Origin of the sequence: Citrobacter sp. Cf072 (assembly GCF_030334485.1) — a bacterium.
Lineage (GTDB): Bacteria > Pseudomonadota > Gammaproteobacteria > Enterobacterales > Enterobacteriaceae > Citrobacter > Citrobacter freundii.
Map to the genome: position 1 here is coordinate 31,964 of NZ_JAOWDX010000037.1, position 12,279 is coordinate 44,242.

The following is a 12,279-nucleotide window of genomic DNA, read 5'->3' on the forward strand; positions in this document are numbered from 1 at the left end:
TCCTTCAATACTCGTTATTATCGGCAGCAGGTCGGTAGACTTGAGCTATTTAAAAGAGATTATCGAGATTCGTGCTGTAGGTTTTACTCACCTTTTCGCTCATCGATTTCAACTGCTGGATCATGCTGGTTAATTTACGTGCATAGTTAGGGTCTGTGGCGTAACCCGCATTTTGCAATGCCTGCGCCCCCTGTTCGGCGGTCGCGGCAGCGGTCACCGCCGCATATCGCGGGTTACGGGATATCAGACCGACATAATCCGACAACGCCTCAAGGTAAGAGCTATAGACACGGAATCTGGCTTTCACCTTTTTCGCCTCACCGTTCTCATATTCAGTGGTGGTGATTTCAGTGGTTGGACCTTTCCAGCTTCCCGAAGCCTTCACACCAAAAATGTTGAAACTCGGTTCGCCATTCTCGCGACGAATTTGTCGCTGCCCCCATCCGGACTCCAGCGCCGCCTGCGCCAAAATCAGATGATGCGGGACCCCGCTCTGCTGACTGGCCAGCTTAGCCGGCAGTGACAGCTGGGCGAGGAAGTCTTTGCTGTCACCTGACAGCGGCTGATCATTACTTTCTGTCGCCCGGGGGATGGCTTTGCGGACCAGTTGCGTCAGTGCCTGATTTTGATAGCTGGTCACCGTTTCCAGTGAAAACTTCATCGGCACCTGCGGCGCGTCATCCGCAGGTTGCGCTTGCCCTTCAGTCATCTGCTTGACCATCATTTCAGCCAGCCCCAGACCTTTGCCTGCGGTCATCTGCTGCGCAATTTGTTGGTCATACATGCTGGTATACAAGCGCGTTGAATCGCTGCTAAACACGCCATCTTTCGGTAACGCTTCACGCATGCTTTTCAACATCATTTGCACGAACATCCCTTCAACCTGACGGGCGACCGGGCGGATATTCGCCGCCGGGTCCTGACCCGCTTTCGCTTTCAGTTCGTTCAGAGATTGCGCATCCCAGGCGGCACTGGTCAGCAGTTTGCTGTCACCAATCATTAGATGATTTCCAGTTTGGCGCGTAAGCAACCCGCGCTCTGCATCGATTGCAGAATGGACATCAAATCCATCGGCGTTGCTCCCAGCGCATTCAGCGCACGCACAACATTGTTCAGGTTGGCGCTGGAACGCACGCTTTGCAGCGAACCACCGCTTTGGCGCAGGTCAATCTGAGTTTGTGGCGTCACTACGGTTTGTCCACCGCCAAACGGTGTGTCCGGCTGGCTGACGTTCGCCTGGCGGTTCACCGTGATCGACAAGTTGCCTTGTGCCACGGCACAGCTATCCAGCGTTACTTCGCGGTTCATGACGACAGATCCGGTGCGCGAGTTGATAATCACTTTAGCGTCCTGCGGCGTGACGTTCACCTCCATATTCTGGATATCAGCAAGGAAACGCACCTGCGAGCTGTTGCCGCTTGGCACGCGCACCTGAATAGTGCGGGCATCCAACGCCGTTGCGCTGCCAAAACCACGCGAGCGGTTAATAGTGTCGGTAATTTGCTGCGCCATCGTGAAATCTTCATTATTCAGTTGCAGATTAATGGTGTTACCGCCGCCGAACTGGCTGGGTAATTCACGTTCGATGGTCGCGCCGTTGGTAATGCGTCCGCCATTGAGCTGGTTTACCTGCACGCTGCTGCCACCCGCAGCTGCGCCCGCACCGCCAACCAGAATATTCCCCTGCGCCAACGCATATACCTGGCTATCGACCCCTTTTAACGGGGTCATCAGCAGCGTTCCGCCGCGCAGGCTTTTAGCGTTACCCATGGAAGAGACTACAACGTCAATAGTTTGCCCCTGACGACCAAAGGCCGGGAACTGCGCGGTGACCATTACCGCTGCCACGTTTTTCAACTGCATATTAGTGCCGGTGGGCACGGTGATCCCCAACTGCGACAGCATGTTGTTGAGCGTTTGCGTGGTAAACGGCGTCTGGGTGGTCTGGTCACCTGTACCATCCAGACCCACCACCAACCCATAACCAATCAGCGAGTTTTCCCGCACGCCCTGCACGCTGGTCAGGTCACGAATACGGTCGGCATGCGCGAAGGCGGTTACCAGCACCAGTGCCATTCCAACAAAAAATTTAAACACCGGGTACCTCGCTTACATCGGCGACAAGTTAAGGAAGAAACGCTGCAACCAGCCCATATTTTGCGCTTCATTGATGTAGCCGTTTCCGACGTACTCAATACGCGCGTCCGCAACCTGGGTTGACGGTACGGAGTTGCTGCCACTGATGGTGCGCGGGTTAACGACCCCGGAGAAGCGAATGAATTCAGTGCCCTGATTTATGGCGATCTGTTTTTCACCCACGACATGTAAGTTGCCATTCACCAGTACCTGATCGACCGTTACGGTCAGCGTGCCGCTGAAGGTATTTCTGGCGTTCGCGCCGCCTTTACCGTTAAAGGAGTTACCGCCTGAGGCTTCTACGTCGGCACGTTCGTTACCGAACAGACCTTGCAGATAGCGCGGTACGGTATCAAAGCCAAAGTTTGTCTTGCCGTCGCGGCTGGCGTTCGCCGAAGAGCTTTTGCTCGCGCTGACGTTTTCCTGCAACACGATGGTCAGCGTATCGCCAATATTGCGTGGACGACGGTCTTCAAAGAGTGGCTGATAACCATAGTTAATCGGTTGTGCCGACTGGAAGATTGAGCCATTCGCCACCGGCGTTGGACCTGGAACGGGCTGGGCAGTCGTCGCGCCCTGCACGAGGGGAGTAGCCGGGATCCAGGCACATCCTGTTAGTGAAACCACCAGCAGGGCTAAAATAGGGTATGGGTGAAGCGCGTATTTTCGCATTGCGGTCATCTTCAAAATCAGTGTGCCGGTGAGGTTTTCACCCCACCGGACTCCACTTTAGAGTTGCGTCAGTTTTTGCAGCATCTGATCGGTGGTCGATACCGCTTTACTGTTGATTTCGTAAGCGCGCTGAACCTGGATCATGTTTACCAGCTCTTCCGCCACGTTGACGTTAGAGGTTTCAACATAGCCCTGATACAGCAGACCCGCGCCGTTCAGCCCCGGCGTGCTCTCGTTCGGCGCACCGGATGACTGCGTTTCGGTGTACAGATTCTCACCAATGCTTTCCAGACCGGTATCGTTCATAAAGGTTGTCAGGTTAAGCTGCCCGACCTGAACAGGCGCCGCCTGTCCCTGTTGGGTCACGCTGACAATCCCGTCGCGTCCAATGGTGATACTGAGCGAGTTAGCCGGAATGGTGATGGCAGGCTGAACCTGAAAACCACCCGCCGTCACCAACTGACCGTTCTGATCCACCTGGAAAGAACCGTCGCGGGTATAAGCGGACGTACCATCGGGCAACATGACCTGGAAAAAGCCCTGGCCTTTAATCGCCACATCTTTACTGTTGTTGGTCTGCGACAGGTTACCCTGGCTGTGTAAACGCTCGGTTGCAACCGGACGTACACCGGTACCAATCTGCAAACCAGACGGCAGCGTGGTTTGTTCAGAAGACTGTGCGCCAGGCTGACGAATCGTCTGGTACAACAGATCTTCAAACACGGCGCGTTGACGCTTAAATCCGTTGGTGCTGACGTTTGCCAGGTTGTTGGCAATCACATCCATGTTGGTTTGCTGCGCATCCAGGCCGGTTTTGGCGATCCATAATGAACTGATCATAAAATGTCCTGTATTAACTCATCGACAGCAGTTGGTTGGCGCGGCCCGCGTTATCATCCACGCTACTGATAATTTTCATCTGCATTTCAAAGCGGCGGGCGTTGGCGATCATGTCGCTCATCGCAGCAACCGGTTTAACATTACTGCCTTCCAGCACGCCCGACATCACACGGATACTGGGGTCGGCCTGTAACGTCGCACCACGGGTAGCCTGTGCGGCCTGGGTCAGACGGAACATACCGTCATCGCCACGTTGCACTTCGATCCCTGTAGCCTTCACCAGCTTCAGCCGCCCCACTGGCGCGACCGTATTAGCCGGATCGCCAGGGTTAAGTGCAGAAATTGTCCCGTCCGCCGCAATGGTGACTTCTGAACCTTCCGGTACGGCTATCGGTCCGGCTTCGCCAATTACCGGGTGTCCCTGAATAGTCAGTTCACCCGTTGGGCTTACCTGAATAGCACCGTTACGGGTATATCCTTCGCTACCATCCGCGGTCTGCACAGCCAACCAGCCATCCTGTTGCAGCGCCACATCCAGCGGGCGGGAGGTATAGTCCATCTGACCCGGTGTCATATCGGCCCCCGGTGTGGAGGCCACGACCAGCGTACGCGTCGGTAAAGACAATCCTTCTACAGGAACCGCGCGCAGTGCATTGAGCTGCGCACGAAACCCTGGCGTGGAGGCGTTTGCCAGGTTGCTCGCCGTCACCGCCTGTTGATTCAGCGTCTGACTGGCCGCGCCCATGGCGGTATAAATTGCGTGATCCATTAAGCCATCCCGTCAGGCGCTTAGCGCAGGTTGACCAGCGTGTTGAGGATTTGATCCTGGGTTTTGATGGTCTGCGCATTCGACTGATAGTTACGCTGGGCGACAATCATATTCACCAGTTCTTTACTCAAATCCACGTTTGACGCTTCAAGCGCCCCGTTGGTCAGCTTGCCGAAGTTACCCGTACCCGCGGTACCCAGCAGCGCCACACCGGAGGCCTGAGTGGCCGCCCAGACGTTGTTGCCCTGAGACGCCAGACCTTCGTTGTTGGCAAAGTTTGCCAGCACGATCTGTCCTAGAACCTGTTGCTGTTCGTTGGAGTAGTTGCCGACTACGGTACCGTCATTGTTAATCTGGTAGCTCACCAGATCGCCTGGTTTGTAGCCGTCCTGTTTAGTGGCAACAATGTTGTTGGCACCTGTGTTCTGCTGCATGGAGTTCTGGAAACTCATTGCGAAGGTGACAGCCGGTGCGCCATTGAGCGCAGCTGTGGTGATATTGAATGTACCGCCGCCGATTAGCGCTCCATTAGTATCAAATTCCAGCGTGGACGTCGGTGCGGTTGGTACAGCAGCCTTAGGATCACTGCTATCAACGGTATAGACAGCCCATTTGTTATCAGGCTGTTTTACAAAATAGGCGTTAACTTCGTGGGCATTTCCCAGACTGTCATAAACGGTGACGGGGCCTTTTTTGTTATAGCTGTCAGCATCTTTCGGATCAAACTTTGTCGTTGTCGGGATTTTATCCGATGAGTTGAGGTTGATCTGCATTGAGGCCTTGCTGGTTGCCTGTGCCGCCATCAATGTGTTGGGGATCGTAATCGGCCCCGGGTTTGCACCCTGCTGAACTGTCGGTGGTGTACCGGTAGCCGGATAGCCCGTCAACTGCAGCCCCTGCATATTAACGATATTGCGATTTTCATCGAGCTTGAACTGACCGTTACGGCTGTAGAAAACGGAACCGTTACTGTCTACCATGCGGAAAAAACCGTTCTGGCTGATAGCAACATCCAGACCACGTCCGGTGTTGGTGGTAGTACCGTCGGTAAAGTCCTGAGTAATACCCGCAACTTTAACGCCCAAACCGACTTTCGAACCGGCAAACATATCGGCAAAAGATGCCGTACCGGATTTAAAACCGTAGGTGGCGGAGTTGGCGATGTTGTTACCAATGACATCGAGGTTGGTCGCTGCAGCGTTCAGACCGCTGACCGCTTGAGAAAAGGCCATGACTTACTCCTGATAAGTGTGAAGGCTTAAATTATCTGCCGTACTTCGTCGAGGGTGGTGGTTCCATAGGTGCCAAGATCCAGCGTATTACCGCCGTTACTGCGAATAACGCCCTGCACCAGCGCAAACTGAAGCGGCTGTGCCACCAGTTGCGTTCCGCCATTGCTGGCAGCAATTGACACGTTGTAAGAACCGCTTGGTGCATCCGTGCCATCGGTCATGGTGCCGTCCCAGGTAAAGGTATGAACGCCCGCTTTCAATCCACCAATGTCAATGGTGCGTACCACTTTGCCGTCTTTATCGGTAATGGTTGCGGTAACCTTATCTGCCGGTTGCTGCAGCTCAACGCCAAATGGTGTTGTCGTGGTTTTGGCACCCTCTTCCGTCCCTTTACCGGTCAGGATGGTAGTACCCGGGATCATGACCCCGTGGCCAATCAGCGTACTGGCCTGCAGCGACTGACTGTTGTCGATCTGCCCGGAGATCGACCCTAACGTGGTGTTCAGTTTCTCAATCCCGCTCACGGTACTGATTTGCGCCAACTGGGTAGTCAGTTCGTTGTTTTGCAGCGGGTTGGTAGGATCCTGGTTTTTCAGTTGTGCAACCAGCAGCGTAAGAAAGCTGCTCTGCAGGTCAGCGGCATTGCTGCCCGTCAGAGAGCTATTCCCCGTGGCGGCATTAACCCCCGTCGTGCTCGGGTCATTCATTTTTACAGCAATAGACATGTGCGCCTCCTTTACTGGCCTAGCGTCAACGTTTTGAGCATCAGGCTTTTCACGGTGTTGAGCACTTCGACGTTTGCCTGATAGCTACGTGAGGCAGACATGGTGTTGACCATCTCGCCAACGACATCCACATTCGGCATTTTTACGTAGCCATTCGCATCGGCCAGCGGATTACCGGGTTCATAAACCAACTTATCCGGCGCCTGACTTTCAATGACGTCAGCAACTTTTACGCCACCGGTAGCCGCACCTGGCGCAGCATCTACCTGAAAAACAACCTGTTTCGCGCGATACGGCTGACCGTCGGGCCCGCTGACGCTATCCGCATTCGCCATGTTACTGGCCGCGACGTTCAGGCGTTTAGACTGAGCCGTCAGCGCAGAACCTGCGATATCAAAAATATTTAACAGCGCCACGAATTAGTTCCCTCCTTGCAGCACGTTCATCATGCCTTTGATTTGCCCACCCAGCGCGGTCAGCCCCATTTGATACTTGAGGCTGTTGTCTGCAAATTGCGTGCGCTCCCGGTCCATATCCACCGTGTTGCCATCAAGAGATGGCTGGTCAGGAATACGGTAGAGCAGCTCCGTAGACGGCGAAGAAACGGTCTGGGCCGGAATGTGTTGTGCAGAGGTCAGCGTCAACGAAACGCCGCCGGTTTGTTCCCGTCCTCGCACCATGACTTTTTTTAATTCACTGGCGAAATCCAGGTCACGCGCCTGGTACCCCGGCGTGTCGGCATTGGCAATGTTGGCCGCCAATATTTCCTGGCGTTGGGCGCGCAAATTCAGCGCTTCCTGTTGAAAACGTAAGGCGGCGTCGAGCTTATCGAGCATATCTCCTCCGCAAATGACAAAATTCAGCCGACAGCTTAAATCCCATTACGCGCGCGTTATCGCCGGAATAAACGCAAAATGCGTCGCTATTTGTTGCGTTGATGACTGCGTCACACAGGTAAAATCCTGCCACTACCTGAAAAAGCGCGAGGTTTTGATGCAAACGTTTAAACGTGGAATAGTCGTGGCAGCACTGCTGTTCAGCCCTATGACGCTGGCGCAAGACCTGAATTCGCAGCTAACGGCATGGTTTTCCCAGCGCCTGGCCGGATTTAGCGATGAGGTGGTGGTCACTATCCGAACGTCGCCAAACTTATTGCCGAGCTGTGAGCAACCGGCATTAAGCGTGTCAGGTAGCGCGAAACTGTGGGGTAATGTGAATGTGCTGGCTCGCTGTGCCAACGAAAAACGTTATCTGCAGGTGAACGTCCAGGCGACGGGAAACTACGTAGTAGCCGCCGCGCCTGTAGCGCGAGGTAGCACCCTGACCCCAGCCAGCGTAACGCTGAAGCGTGGTCGACTGGACCAACTACCGCCGCGCGCGGTGCTGGATATGAGTCAGGTGCAGGATGCTGTGAGCCTGCGCGATCTGGTCCCTGGTCAACCGATACAGCTTTCGATGTTGCGCCAGGCATGGCGGATCAAGGCCGGTCAGCGCGTGCTGGTTATTGCCAACGGAGATGGCTTTCGGGTTAACGCCGAAGGTAAAGCGCTGAACAACGCCGCTGTCGCACAGAATGCGCGAGTGCGGATGATTTCAGGCCAGGTGGTGAGCGGCGTCGTCGATTCTGATGGGAATATTCTTATTAACCTATAATAGGTTAAAGATTTTTTAGCGTGTGCCGATAGATAAACAACCAATGATTACAGCGGGCCGCTATAGCGTAACCCCTCGATGAGGAAAAATAAAATGAGCATTGATCGTACCTCACCATTGAAGCCAGTAAGCACCGTTCAGCCGCGTGAAACCAGCGATGCGCCGGTACAAAAAGCGCAGAAGGAAAAAACCACCGCGACCACCAGCACCAGCGTCATGCTGAGCGACGCCCAGGCCAAACTGATGCAGCCCGGCACCAATGACATCAATATGGAACGCGTGGAAGCACTGAAAACCGCAATCCGTAACGGTGAATTGAAAATGGATACCGGAAAAATTGCCGACTCGCTGATTCGCGAGGCGCAGAGCTACCTACAGAGTAAATAAAGTATGACTCGTTTGTCAGAAATACTTGACCAGATGACGACTGTCCTCAATGACCTGAAAACGGTAATGGATGCTGAACAGCAGCAGCTTTCCGCAGGGCATATCAATGGCAGCCAGCTACAGCGTATTACAGAAGAAAAAAGCTCGCTGCTGGCAACCCTTGATTATCTTGAGCAACAGCGCCGCCTGGAGCATGACGCCACGCGCAGCGCCAATGATGAGATTGCTGAACGCTGGCAGACTATCACCATGAAAACACAGCACTTACGTGACCTCAACCAGCACAATGGCTGGCTGCTGGAAGGGCAGATCGAGCGTAATCAACAAGCAATACAAGTGCTGAAACCGCACCAGGAACCGGCGTTATATGGCGCAAACGGTCAAACTTCAGCTGCGCACCGCGGCGGGAAAAAATTCTCTATCTGATGCAAGCCTGATAACGTTTTGCTTATCAGGCCTACACTTTTTGTAGGCCGGATACGGCGTTATGCCGCCATCCGGCATTGATTCTTTATGCCGTCCGGCGCACAAACTCTTTTACTTTAAAGCCCAGCACAGCGAGTGCTACGAAGTAAGCAGCAATACCTGCCACCACGACCGCCATCAGACGCAGCAGGCGCCACAACATCGTTCCCTGCGACCAATCTGGCATGATGTAGAGCATCCCAACCAGCACCGCCGACATCACCAACACGGAAATCACCAGTCGCGCCAGGAACCAGGTCCAGCCCGGTTGCGGGGTGAAGATTTTCTGCTTACGCAACTGCCAGTACAGCAGTGAAGCGTTCAGACACGCCGCCAGACCAATCGACAGCGACAGCCCGGCATGCTTTAACGGCCCGATAAACGCCAGGTTCATCACCTGGGTCATAATCAGCGTCACAATGGCAATCTTCACTGGCGTTTTTATATCCTGGCGCGAGTAAAAGCCCGGAGCCAACACTTTCACCACGATCAAACCAATCAAACCTACCGAATACGCCACCAGCGCACGCTGGGTCATCGCGGCATCAAAGGCGGTAAATTTACCGTACTGGAACAGAGACACCGTCAGTGGTTTGGCCAGAATACCCAACGCTACGGCACTCGGTAATGCCAACAGGAAACACAAGCGCAGGCCCCAGTCCATCAGGCGACAATACTCATCATGATTACCGCTGGAAAAGCTTTTGGACAGCGATGGCAGCAGGATAGTCCCCAGCGCTACGCCAAGCACACCGGACGGAAACTCCATCAGACGGTCGGCATAGTACATCCACGAAACTGAGCCAGAGGCCAAAAACGAGGCGAATATCGTATTGATAATCAGTGAAATCTGGCTGACTGATACCCCAAGGATCGCCGGGCCCATCTGCTTGACGACACGCATCGCCCCCGCATCGCGGAAGTTCACACGCGGCAGTACCAGCATGCCAATTTTCTTCAGATGCGGAAGCTGATAAATCAGCTGTAGCACGCCACCCACGGTAACGGCCCACGCCAGCGCCAGCACTGGCGGATGAAAATAAGGGGCCGCAAACAACGCGAAACCGATCATGCTGATATTCAGAAAAGTCGGGGCAAACGCAGGAATAGAAAAGCGGTTCCAGGTGTTAAGGATCGCACCAACCAGTGAGGCCAGTGAAATCAGTAGAATATAGGGAAAAGTGATCCGCAGCAGTTGAGTAGTCAGCGCAAATTTATCCGCTGTGTCGGCAAACCCCGGCGCGGTAACTAAAATCACCCATGGCGCAGCCAACATCCCGGCTACCGTCACCACAGCCAGCGCCAGCGTCAACAGTCCGGAAACGTAGGCAACAAACACGCGGGTAGCATCTTCCCCCTGCTTGCTTTTATACTCAGCAAGAATCGGCACAAACGCCTGCGAAAATGCGCCTTCGGCAAAAATTCGGCGCAGCAGGTTAGGAAGTTTGAATGCCACAAAAAAGGCATCTGTCGCCATCCCTGCACCAAAGATTCTGGCGACAATCGCATCACGCGCAAAACCCAGCACACGTGAAAACATCGTCATCGAGCTGACGGCTGCCAGCGACTTTAATAAATTCATCTATGTTGTATTCCAGACTCTGAGGCAAAACCCCGACAAACCAGCCCGTAGGTCGGATAAGGCATTTTCGCCGCCATCCGACACTTTTGCTGTGCCTGATGGCGACACCGTAGCGCCTTATCAGGCCGACAAATCAGCCTATGGTTGAAAAGAGGTGTTATTTTGAGTGGGCATATAGTACCTGGATTACAATGAATTACTACCGCCAGATGTTACAGGGGGTTATTCAGCCATCGCCTCCCGCCACAGCTTTTCAACAACACGCTGGGCCAGTAGCGCCTGCTCGCCTGCCGTCTGGGGAACCGTCTGATTTTGCACGCACTCAATGAAATGACGCGCACATCCGGCAAAACCACGCTGTTCTAAGGTCGTTTGCCAGCCCGCTATCGGCTTATGAACAACACCTTGCCCACGCTCTTCCCGCCATTCCCGCATATCAGTTACGTCAATCAGGCCACCGTCCGTCACCGCCTGCACGCTTTCGCGCTGGCTACCGGCACGGCGATGCATACTGGTCGTTATCTGCATTTGACCGGTAGAAAAATGGTGCTCGGCGTAAAGCATCGCACCAGATTCATTGGTCAGCAGCGTGCCGTTATTTAACTGCGCCTGCCCTCCCGCCAGCCACAATGCGGTATCGACTACGTGCAGATAGTCGTCCAGCAAAGTGAAACGCAGATCGTGCGGCCCAACGCTATCCGTACGGTGCTTATCCATACGTACAGACGCTGCGGTGCTCAACTGGGTTTTGAGATCCTGGTACAGCGGTGCAAACCGGCGGTTAAACCCGACCATCAGCGTGAGTTTTTTCCGCGCGGCCAGCTCCACCAGTTGCTCAGCCTCACGCAGGTTTTCCGCCAGCGGCTTATCCACACACACGTGAACTCCGGCATTCAGCAATTCACTGACGACCGCATAGTGAGTCGCGGTGCTGGAATGGACGAAAACCGCGTCGCTGGTTTGCGCCAGATTCACCAGTGAATCCACGTAGGGTATCCGCCAGGTATCACAGATACGCTGTGCTTTATCGCGCGAAGGTGAAAAGGCGCCTTGCAGCGTCCAGTCCGCGGAGGTGCCCAGCACGGGTAGCCAGGCCTTTTGTGCAATACCGCCAAGGCCGACAACGCCGATACGTAATTTATTCACGTTAGTCTCCCAGGTGCGCCAGCAAGGAATCAAGTCGCTGCTTAAGTTCTGCGACCTCCGTTTCCAGCATTTCCACGCGAGCCTGCAGATCACCGGAGGCTGCAGGGAGTTGATCTGCCGCGGCAATGGCTTCATCAACCTCACCGCAAAACAGGTGCATATAGCGACTTTCACGTTTGCCCGGCTCGCGCGCCAGGCGGATCACATAAGGCCCATCTTCCCGGGTTGCCAGATTTTCCAGTATCGATTCCACTTCGGCCATATCGCTGAATTCGTACATACGGGATGCGCGACTACGCAATTCACCAGGCGTCTGAGCGCCCCTCAGCAGCAGTGTAGTGATTACGGCCACCTCTGCGGCACTGAGCTTCAGATTGCCAAATTCAGAGTTGCAGAAACGCTGCTCATATTTCGTAACGCGATTGCCAAAGCCGCTCACCGTGCGCAGAAAATGTCGCTTAACCAGGTTATCTAATTGCTCCTGCACGTCCGATTCCGACAGGTTCATCACCGGTTCACGATTCGTTTTTTGATTGCAGGCTGTTACGACTCCATTAACGGAGAGTGGGTACTGTTCCGGCGTTGTCACTTGTTTTTCTAATAAACAGCCAATCACTCGTGCTTCGGTGGCGGTTAATTCGTATTTCATCGTCTTCTCCATTAATCATGGCT

15 protein-coding genes are annotated in these 12,279 nt (G+C 54.2%); 3 read left to right on the top strand and 12 right to left on the bottom strand.

Annotation, left to right across the window (positions count from 1 at the left end):
- Positions 1-49: 49 nt before the first annotated feature.
- From flgJ to flgB, 9 genes are read right to left on the bottom strand one after another with little or no spacing between them, the layout of a single operon-like run.
- Positions 50-1,000, bottom strand: coding sequence for a flagellar assembly peptidoglycan hydrolase FlgJ (flgJ, locus tag OGX66_RS05525; protein WP_003836755.1), 951 nt, complete (start codon positions 998-1,000; stop codon positions 50-52).
- A complete protein-coding gene (locus OGX66_RS05530; RefSeq protein ID WP_057063917.1) occupies positions 1,000-2,076 on the bottom strand; it encodes a flagellar basal body P-ring protein FlgI in 1,077 nt (358 codons plus the stop codon). Before OGX66_RS05530 ends, flgJ begins: the two co-directional genes overlap by 1 nt.
- A gap of 33 nt (positions 2,077-2,109) precedes the next feature.
- Complete coding sequence (flgH, locus tag OGX66_RS05535; RefSeq protein ID WP_003836756.1) at positions 2,110-2,808, bottom strand: flagellar basal body L-ring protein FlgH; 699 nt, start codon at positions 2,806-2,808, stop codon at positions 2,110-2,112.
- A gap of 57 nt (positions 2,809-2,865) precedes the next feature.
- A complete protein-coding gene (gene flgG, locus OGX66_RS05540; protein ID WP_003036202.1) occupies positions 2,866-3,648 on the bottom strand; it encodes a flagellar basal-body rod protein FlgG in 783 nt (260 codons plus the stop codon).
- Between the two features lie 13 nt (positions 3,649-3,661).
- Positions 3,662-4,417: a flagellar basal body rod protein FlgF gene (locus OGX66_RS05545; RefSeq protein ID WP_003036200.1), complete on the bottom strand. Its 756-nt coding sequence runs from the start codon at positions 4,415-4,417 to the stop codon at positions 3,662-3,664.
- 20 nt (positions 4,418-4,437) lie between these two features.
- A complete protein-coding gene (flgE, locus tag OGX66_RS05550; RefSeq protein ID WP_044700686.1) occupies positions 4,438-5,649 on the bottom strand; it encodes a flagellar hook protein FlgE in 1,212 nt (403 codons plus the stop codon).
- A 26-nt stretch (positions 5,650-5,675) separates the two neighbouring features.
- Positions 5,676-6,374 carry a flagellar hook assembly protein FlgD gene (gene flgD, locus OGX66_RS05555; protein WP_003832158.1) on the bottom strand — a complete coding sequence of 233 codons (699 nt, stop codon included), beginning with the start codon at positions 6,372-6,374 and terminating at the stop codon, positions 5,676-5,678.
- Between the two features lie 11 nt (positions 6,375-6,385).
- Complete coding sequence (gene flgC, locus OGX66_RS05560; protein WP_003036191.1) at positions 6,386-6,790, bottom strand: flagellar basal body rod protein FlgC; 405 nt, start codon at positions 6,788-6,790, stop codon at positions 6,386-6,388.
- A 3-nt stretch (positions 6,791-6,793) separates the two neighbouring features.
- Positions 6,794-7,210 (bottom strand): flagellar basal body rod protein FlgB, encoded by a 417-nt coding sequence (flgB, locus tag OGX66_RS05565; protein ID WP_003836763.1) that lies wholly within the window; start codon positions 7,208-7,210, stop codon positions 6,794-6,796.
- A gap of 157 nt (positions 7,211-7,367) precedes the next feature.
- Here flgB and flgA point away from each other — a divergent pair, with 157 nt between their 5' ends.
- The 3 genes from flgA (at position 7,368) to flgN (ending at position 8,840) form a co-directional block, all read left to right on the top strand.
- The gene (flgA, locus tag OGX66_RS05570) at positions 7,368-8,027 is read left to right on the top strand and encodes a flagellar basal body P-ring formation chaperone FlgA (RefSeq protein ID WP_003036186.1); all 660 of its coding nucleotides are present in this window, start codon (positions 7,368-7,370) and stop codon (positions 8,025-8,027) included.
- Positions 8,028-8,120: 93 nt separating this feature from the next.
- Complete coding sequence (gene flgM / locus OGX66_RS05575; RefSeq protein ID WP_003036183.1) at positions 8,121-8,414, top strand: flagellar biosynthesis anti-sigma factor FlgM; 294 nt, start codon at positions 8,121-8,123, stop codon at positions 8,412-8,414.
- A 3-nt stretch (positions 8,415-8,417) separates the two neighbouring features.
- A complete protein-coding gene (gene flgN, locus OGX66_RS05580; RefSeq protein WP_088902460.1) occupies positions 8,418-8,840 on the top strand; it encodes a flagella biosynthesis chaperone FlgN in 423 nt (140 codons plus the stop codon).
- An 85-nt stretch (positions 8,841-8,925) separates the two neighbouring features.
- Here flgN and murJ read toward each other — a convergent pair whose 3' ends face one another.
- The 3 genes from murJ to OGX66_RS05595 all read right to left on the bottom strand — a co-directional run bounded on the left by murJ (position 8,926) and on the right by OGX66_RS05595 (position 12,256).
- A complete protein-coding gene (murJ, locus tag OGX66_RS05585) occupies positions 8,926-10,461 on the bottom strand; it encodes a murein biosynthesis integral membrane protein MurJ (RefSeq protein ID WP_088902461.1) in 1,536 nt (511 codons plus the stop codon).
- A gap of 222 nt (positions 10,462-10,683) precedes the next feature.
- A complete protein-coding gene (locus OGX66_RS05590; protein ID WP_088902462.1) occupies positions 10,684-11,607 on the bottom strand; it encodes a Gfo/Idh/MocA family protein in 924 nt (307 codons plus the stop codon).
- A 1-nt stretch (position 11,608) separates the two neighbouring features.
- Positions 11,609-12,256: a YceH family protein gene (locus OGX66_RS05595; RefSeq protein WP_088902463.1), complete on the bottom strand. Its 648-nt coding sequence runs from the start codon at positions 12,254-12,256 to the stop codon at positions 11,609-11,611.
- Between the last annotated feature and the right edge of the window lie 23 nt (positions 12,257-12,279).

Excerpts from the sequence above, each read along its gene's own strand:
- flgJ (WP_003836755.1), bottom strand. The coding sequence starts at position 1,000 with ATGATTGGTGACAGCAAACTGCTGACCAGTGCCGCCTGGGATGCGCAA.
- OGX66_RS05530 (WP_057063917.1), bottom strand. The coding sequence starts at position 2,076 with ATGGCACTGGTGCTGGTAACCGCCTTCGCGCATGCCGACCGTATTCGT.
- flgH (WP_003836756.1), bottom strand. The coding sequence starts at position 2,808 with ATGCGAAAATACGCGCTTCACCCATACCCTATTTTAGCCCTGCTGGTG.
- flgG (WP_003036202.1), bottom strand. The coding sequence starts at position 3,648 with ATGATCAGTTCATTATGGATCGCCAAAACCGGCCTGGATGCGCAGCAA.
- OGX66_RS05545 (WP_003036200.1), bottom strand. The coding sequence starts at position 4,417 with ATGGATCACGCAATTTATACCGCCATGGGCGCGGCCAGTCAGACGCTG.
- flgE (WP_044700686.1), bottom strand. The coding sequence starts at position 5,649 with ATGGCCTTTTCTCAAGCGGTCAGCGGTCTGAACGCTGCAGCGACCAAC.
- flgD (WP_003832158.1), bottom strand. The coding sequence starts at position 6,374 with ATGTCTATTGCTGTAAAAATGAATGACCCGAGCACGACGGGGGTTAAT.
- flgB (WP_003836763.1), bottom strand. The coding sequence starts at position 7,210 with ATGCTCGATAAGCTCGACGCCGCCTTACGTTTTCAACAGGAAGCGCTG.
- flgA (WP_003036186.1), top strand. The coding sequence starts at position 7,368 with ATGCAAACGTTTAAACGTGGAATAGTCGTGGCAGCACTGCTGTTCAGC.
- flgM (WP_003036183.1), top strand. The coding sequence starts at position 8,121 with ATGAGCATTGATCGTACCTCACCATTGAAGCCAGTAAGCACCGTTCAG.
- flgN (WP_088902460.1), top strand. The coding sequence starts at position 8,418 with ATGACTCGTTTGTCAGAAATACTTGACCAGATGACGACTGTCCTCAAT.
- murJ (WP_088902461.1), bottom strand. The coding sequence starts at position 10,461 with ATGAATTTATTAAAGTCGCTGGCAGCCGTCAGCTCGATGACGATGTTT.
- OGX66_RS05595 (WP_088902463.1), bottom strand. The coding sequence starts at position 12,256 with ATGAAATACGAATTAACCGCCACCGAAGCACGAGTGATTGGCTGTTTA.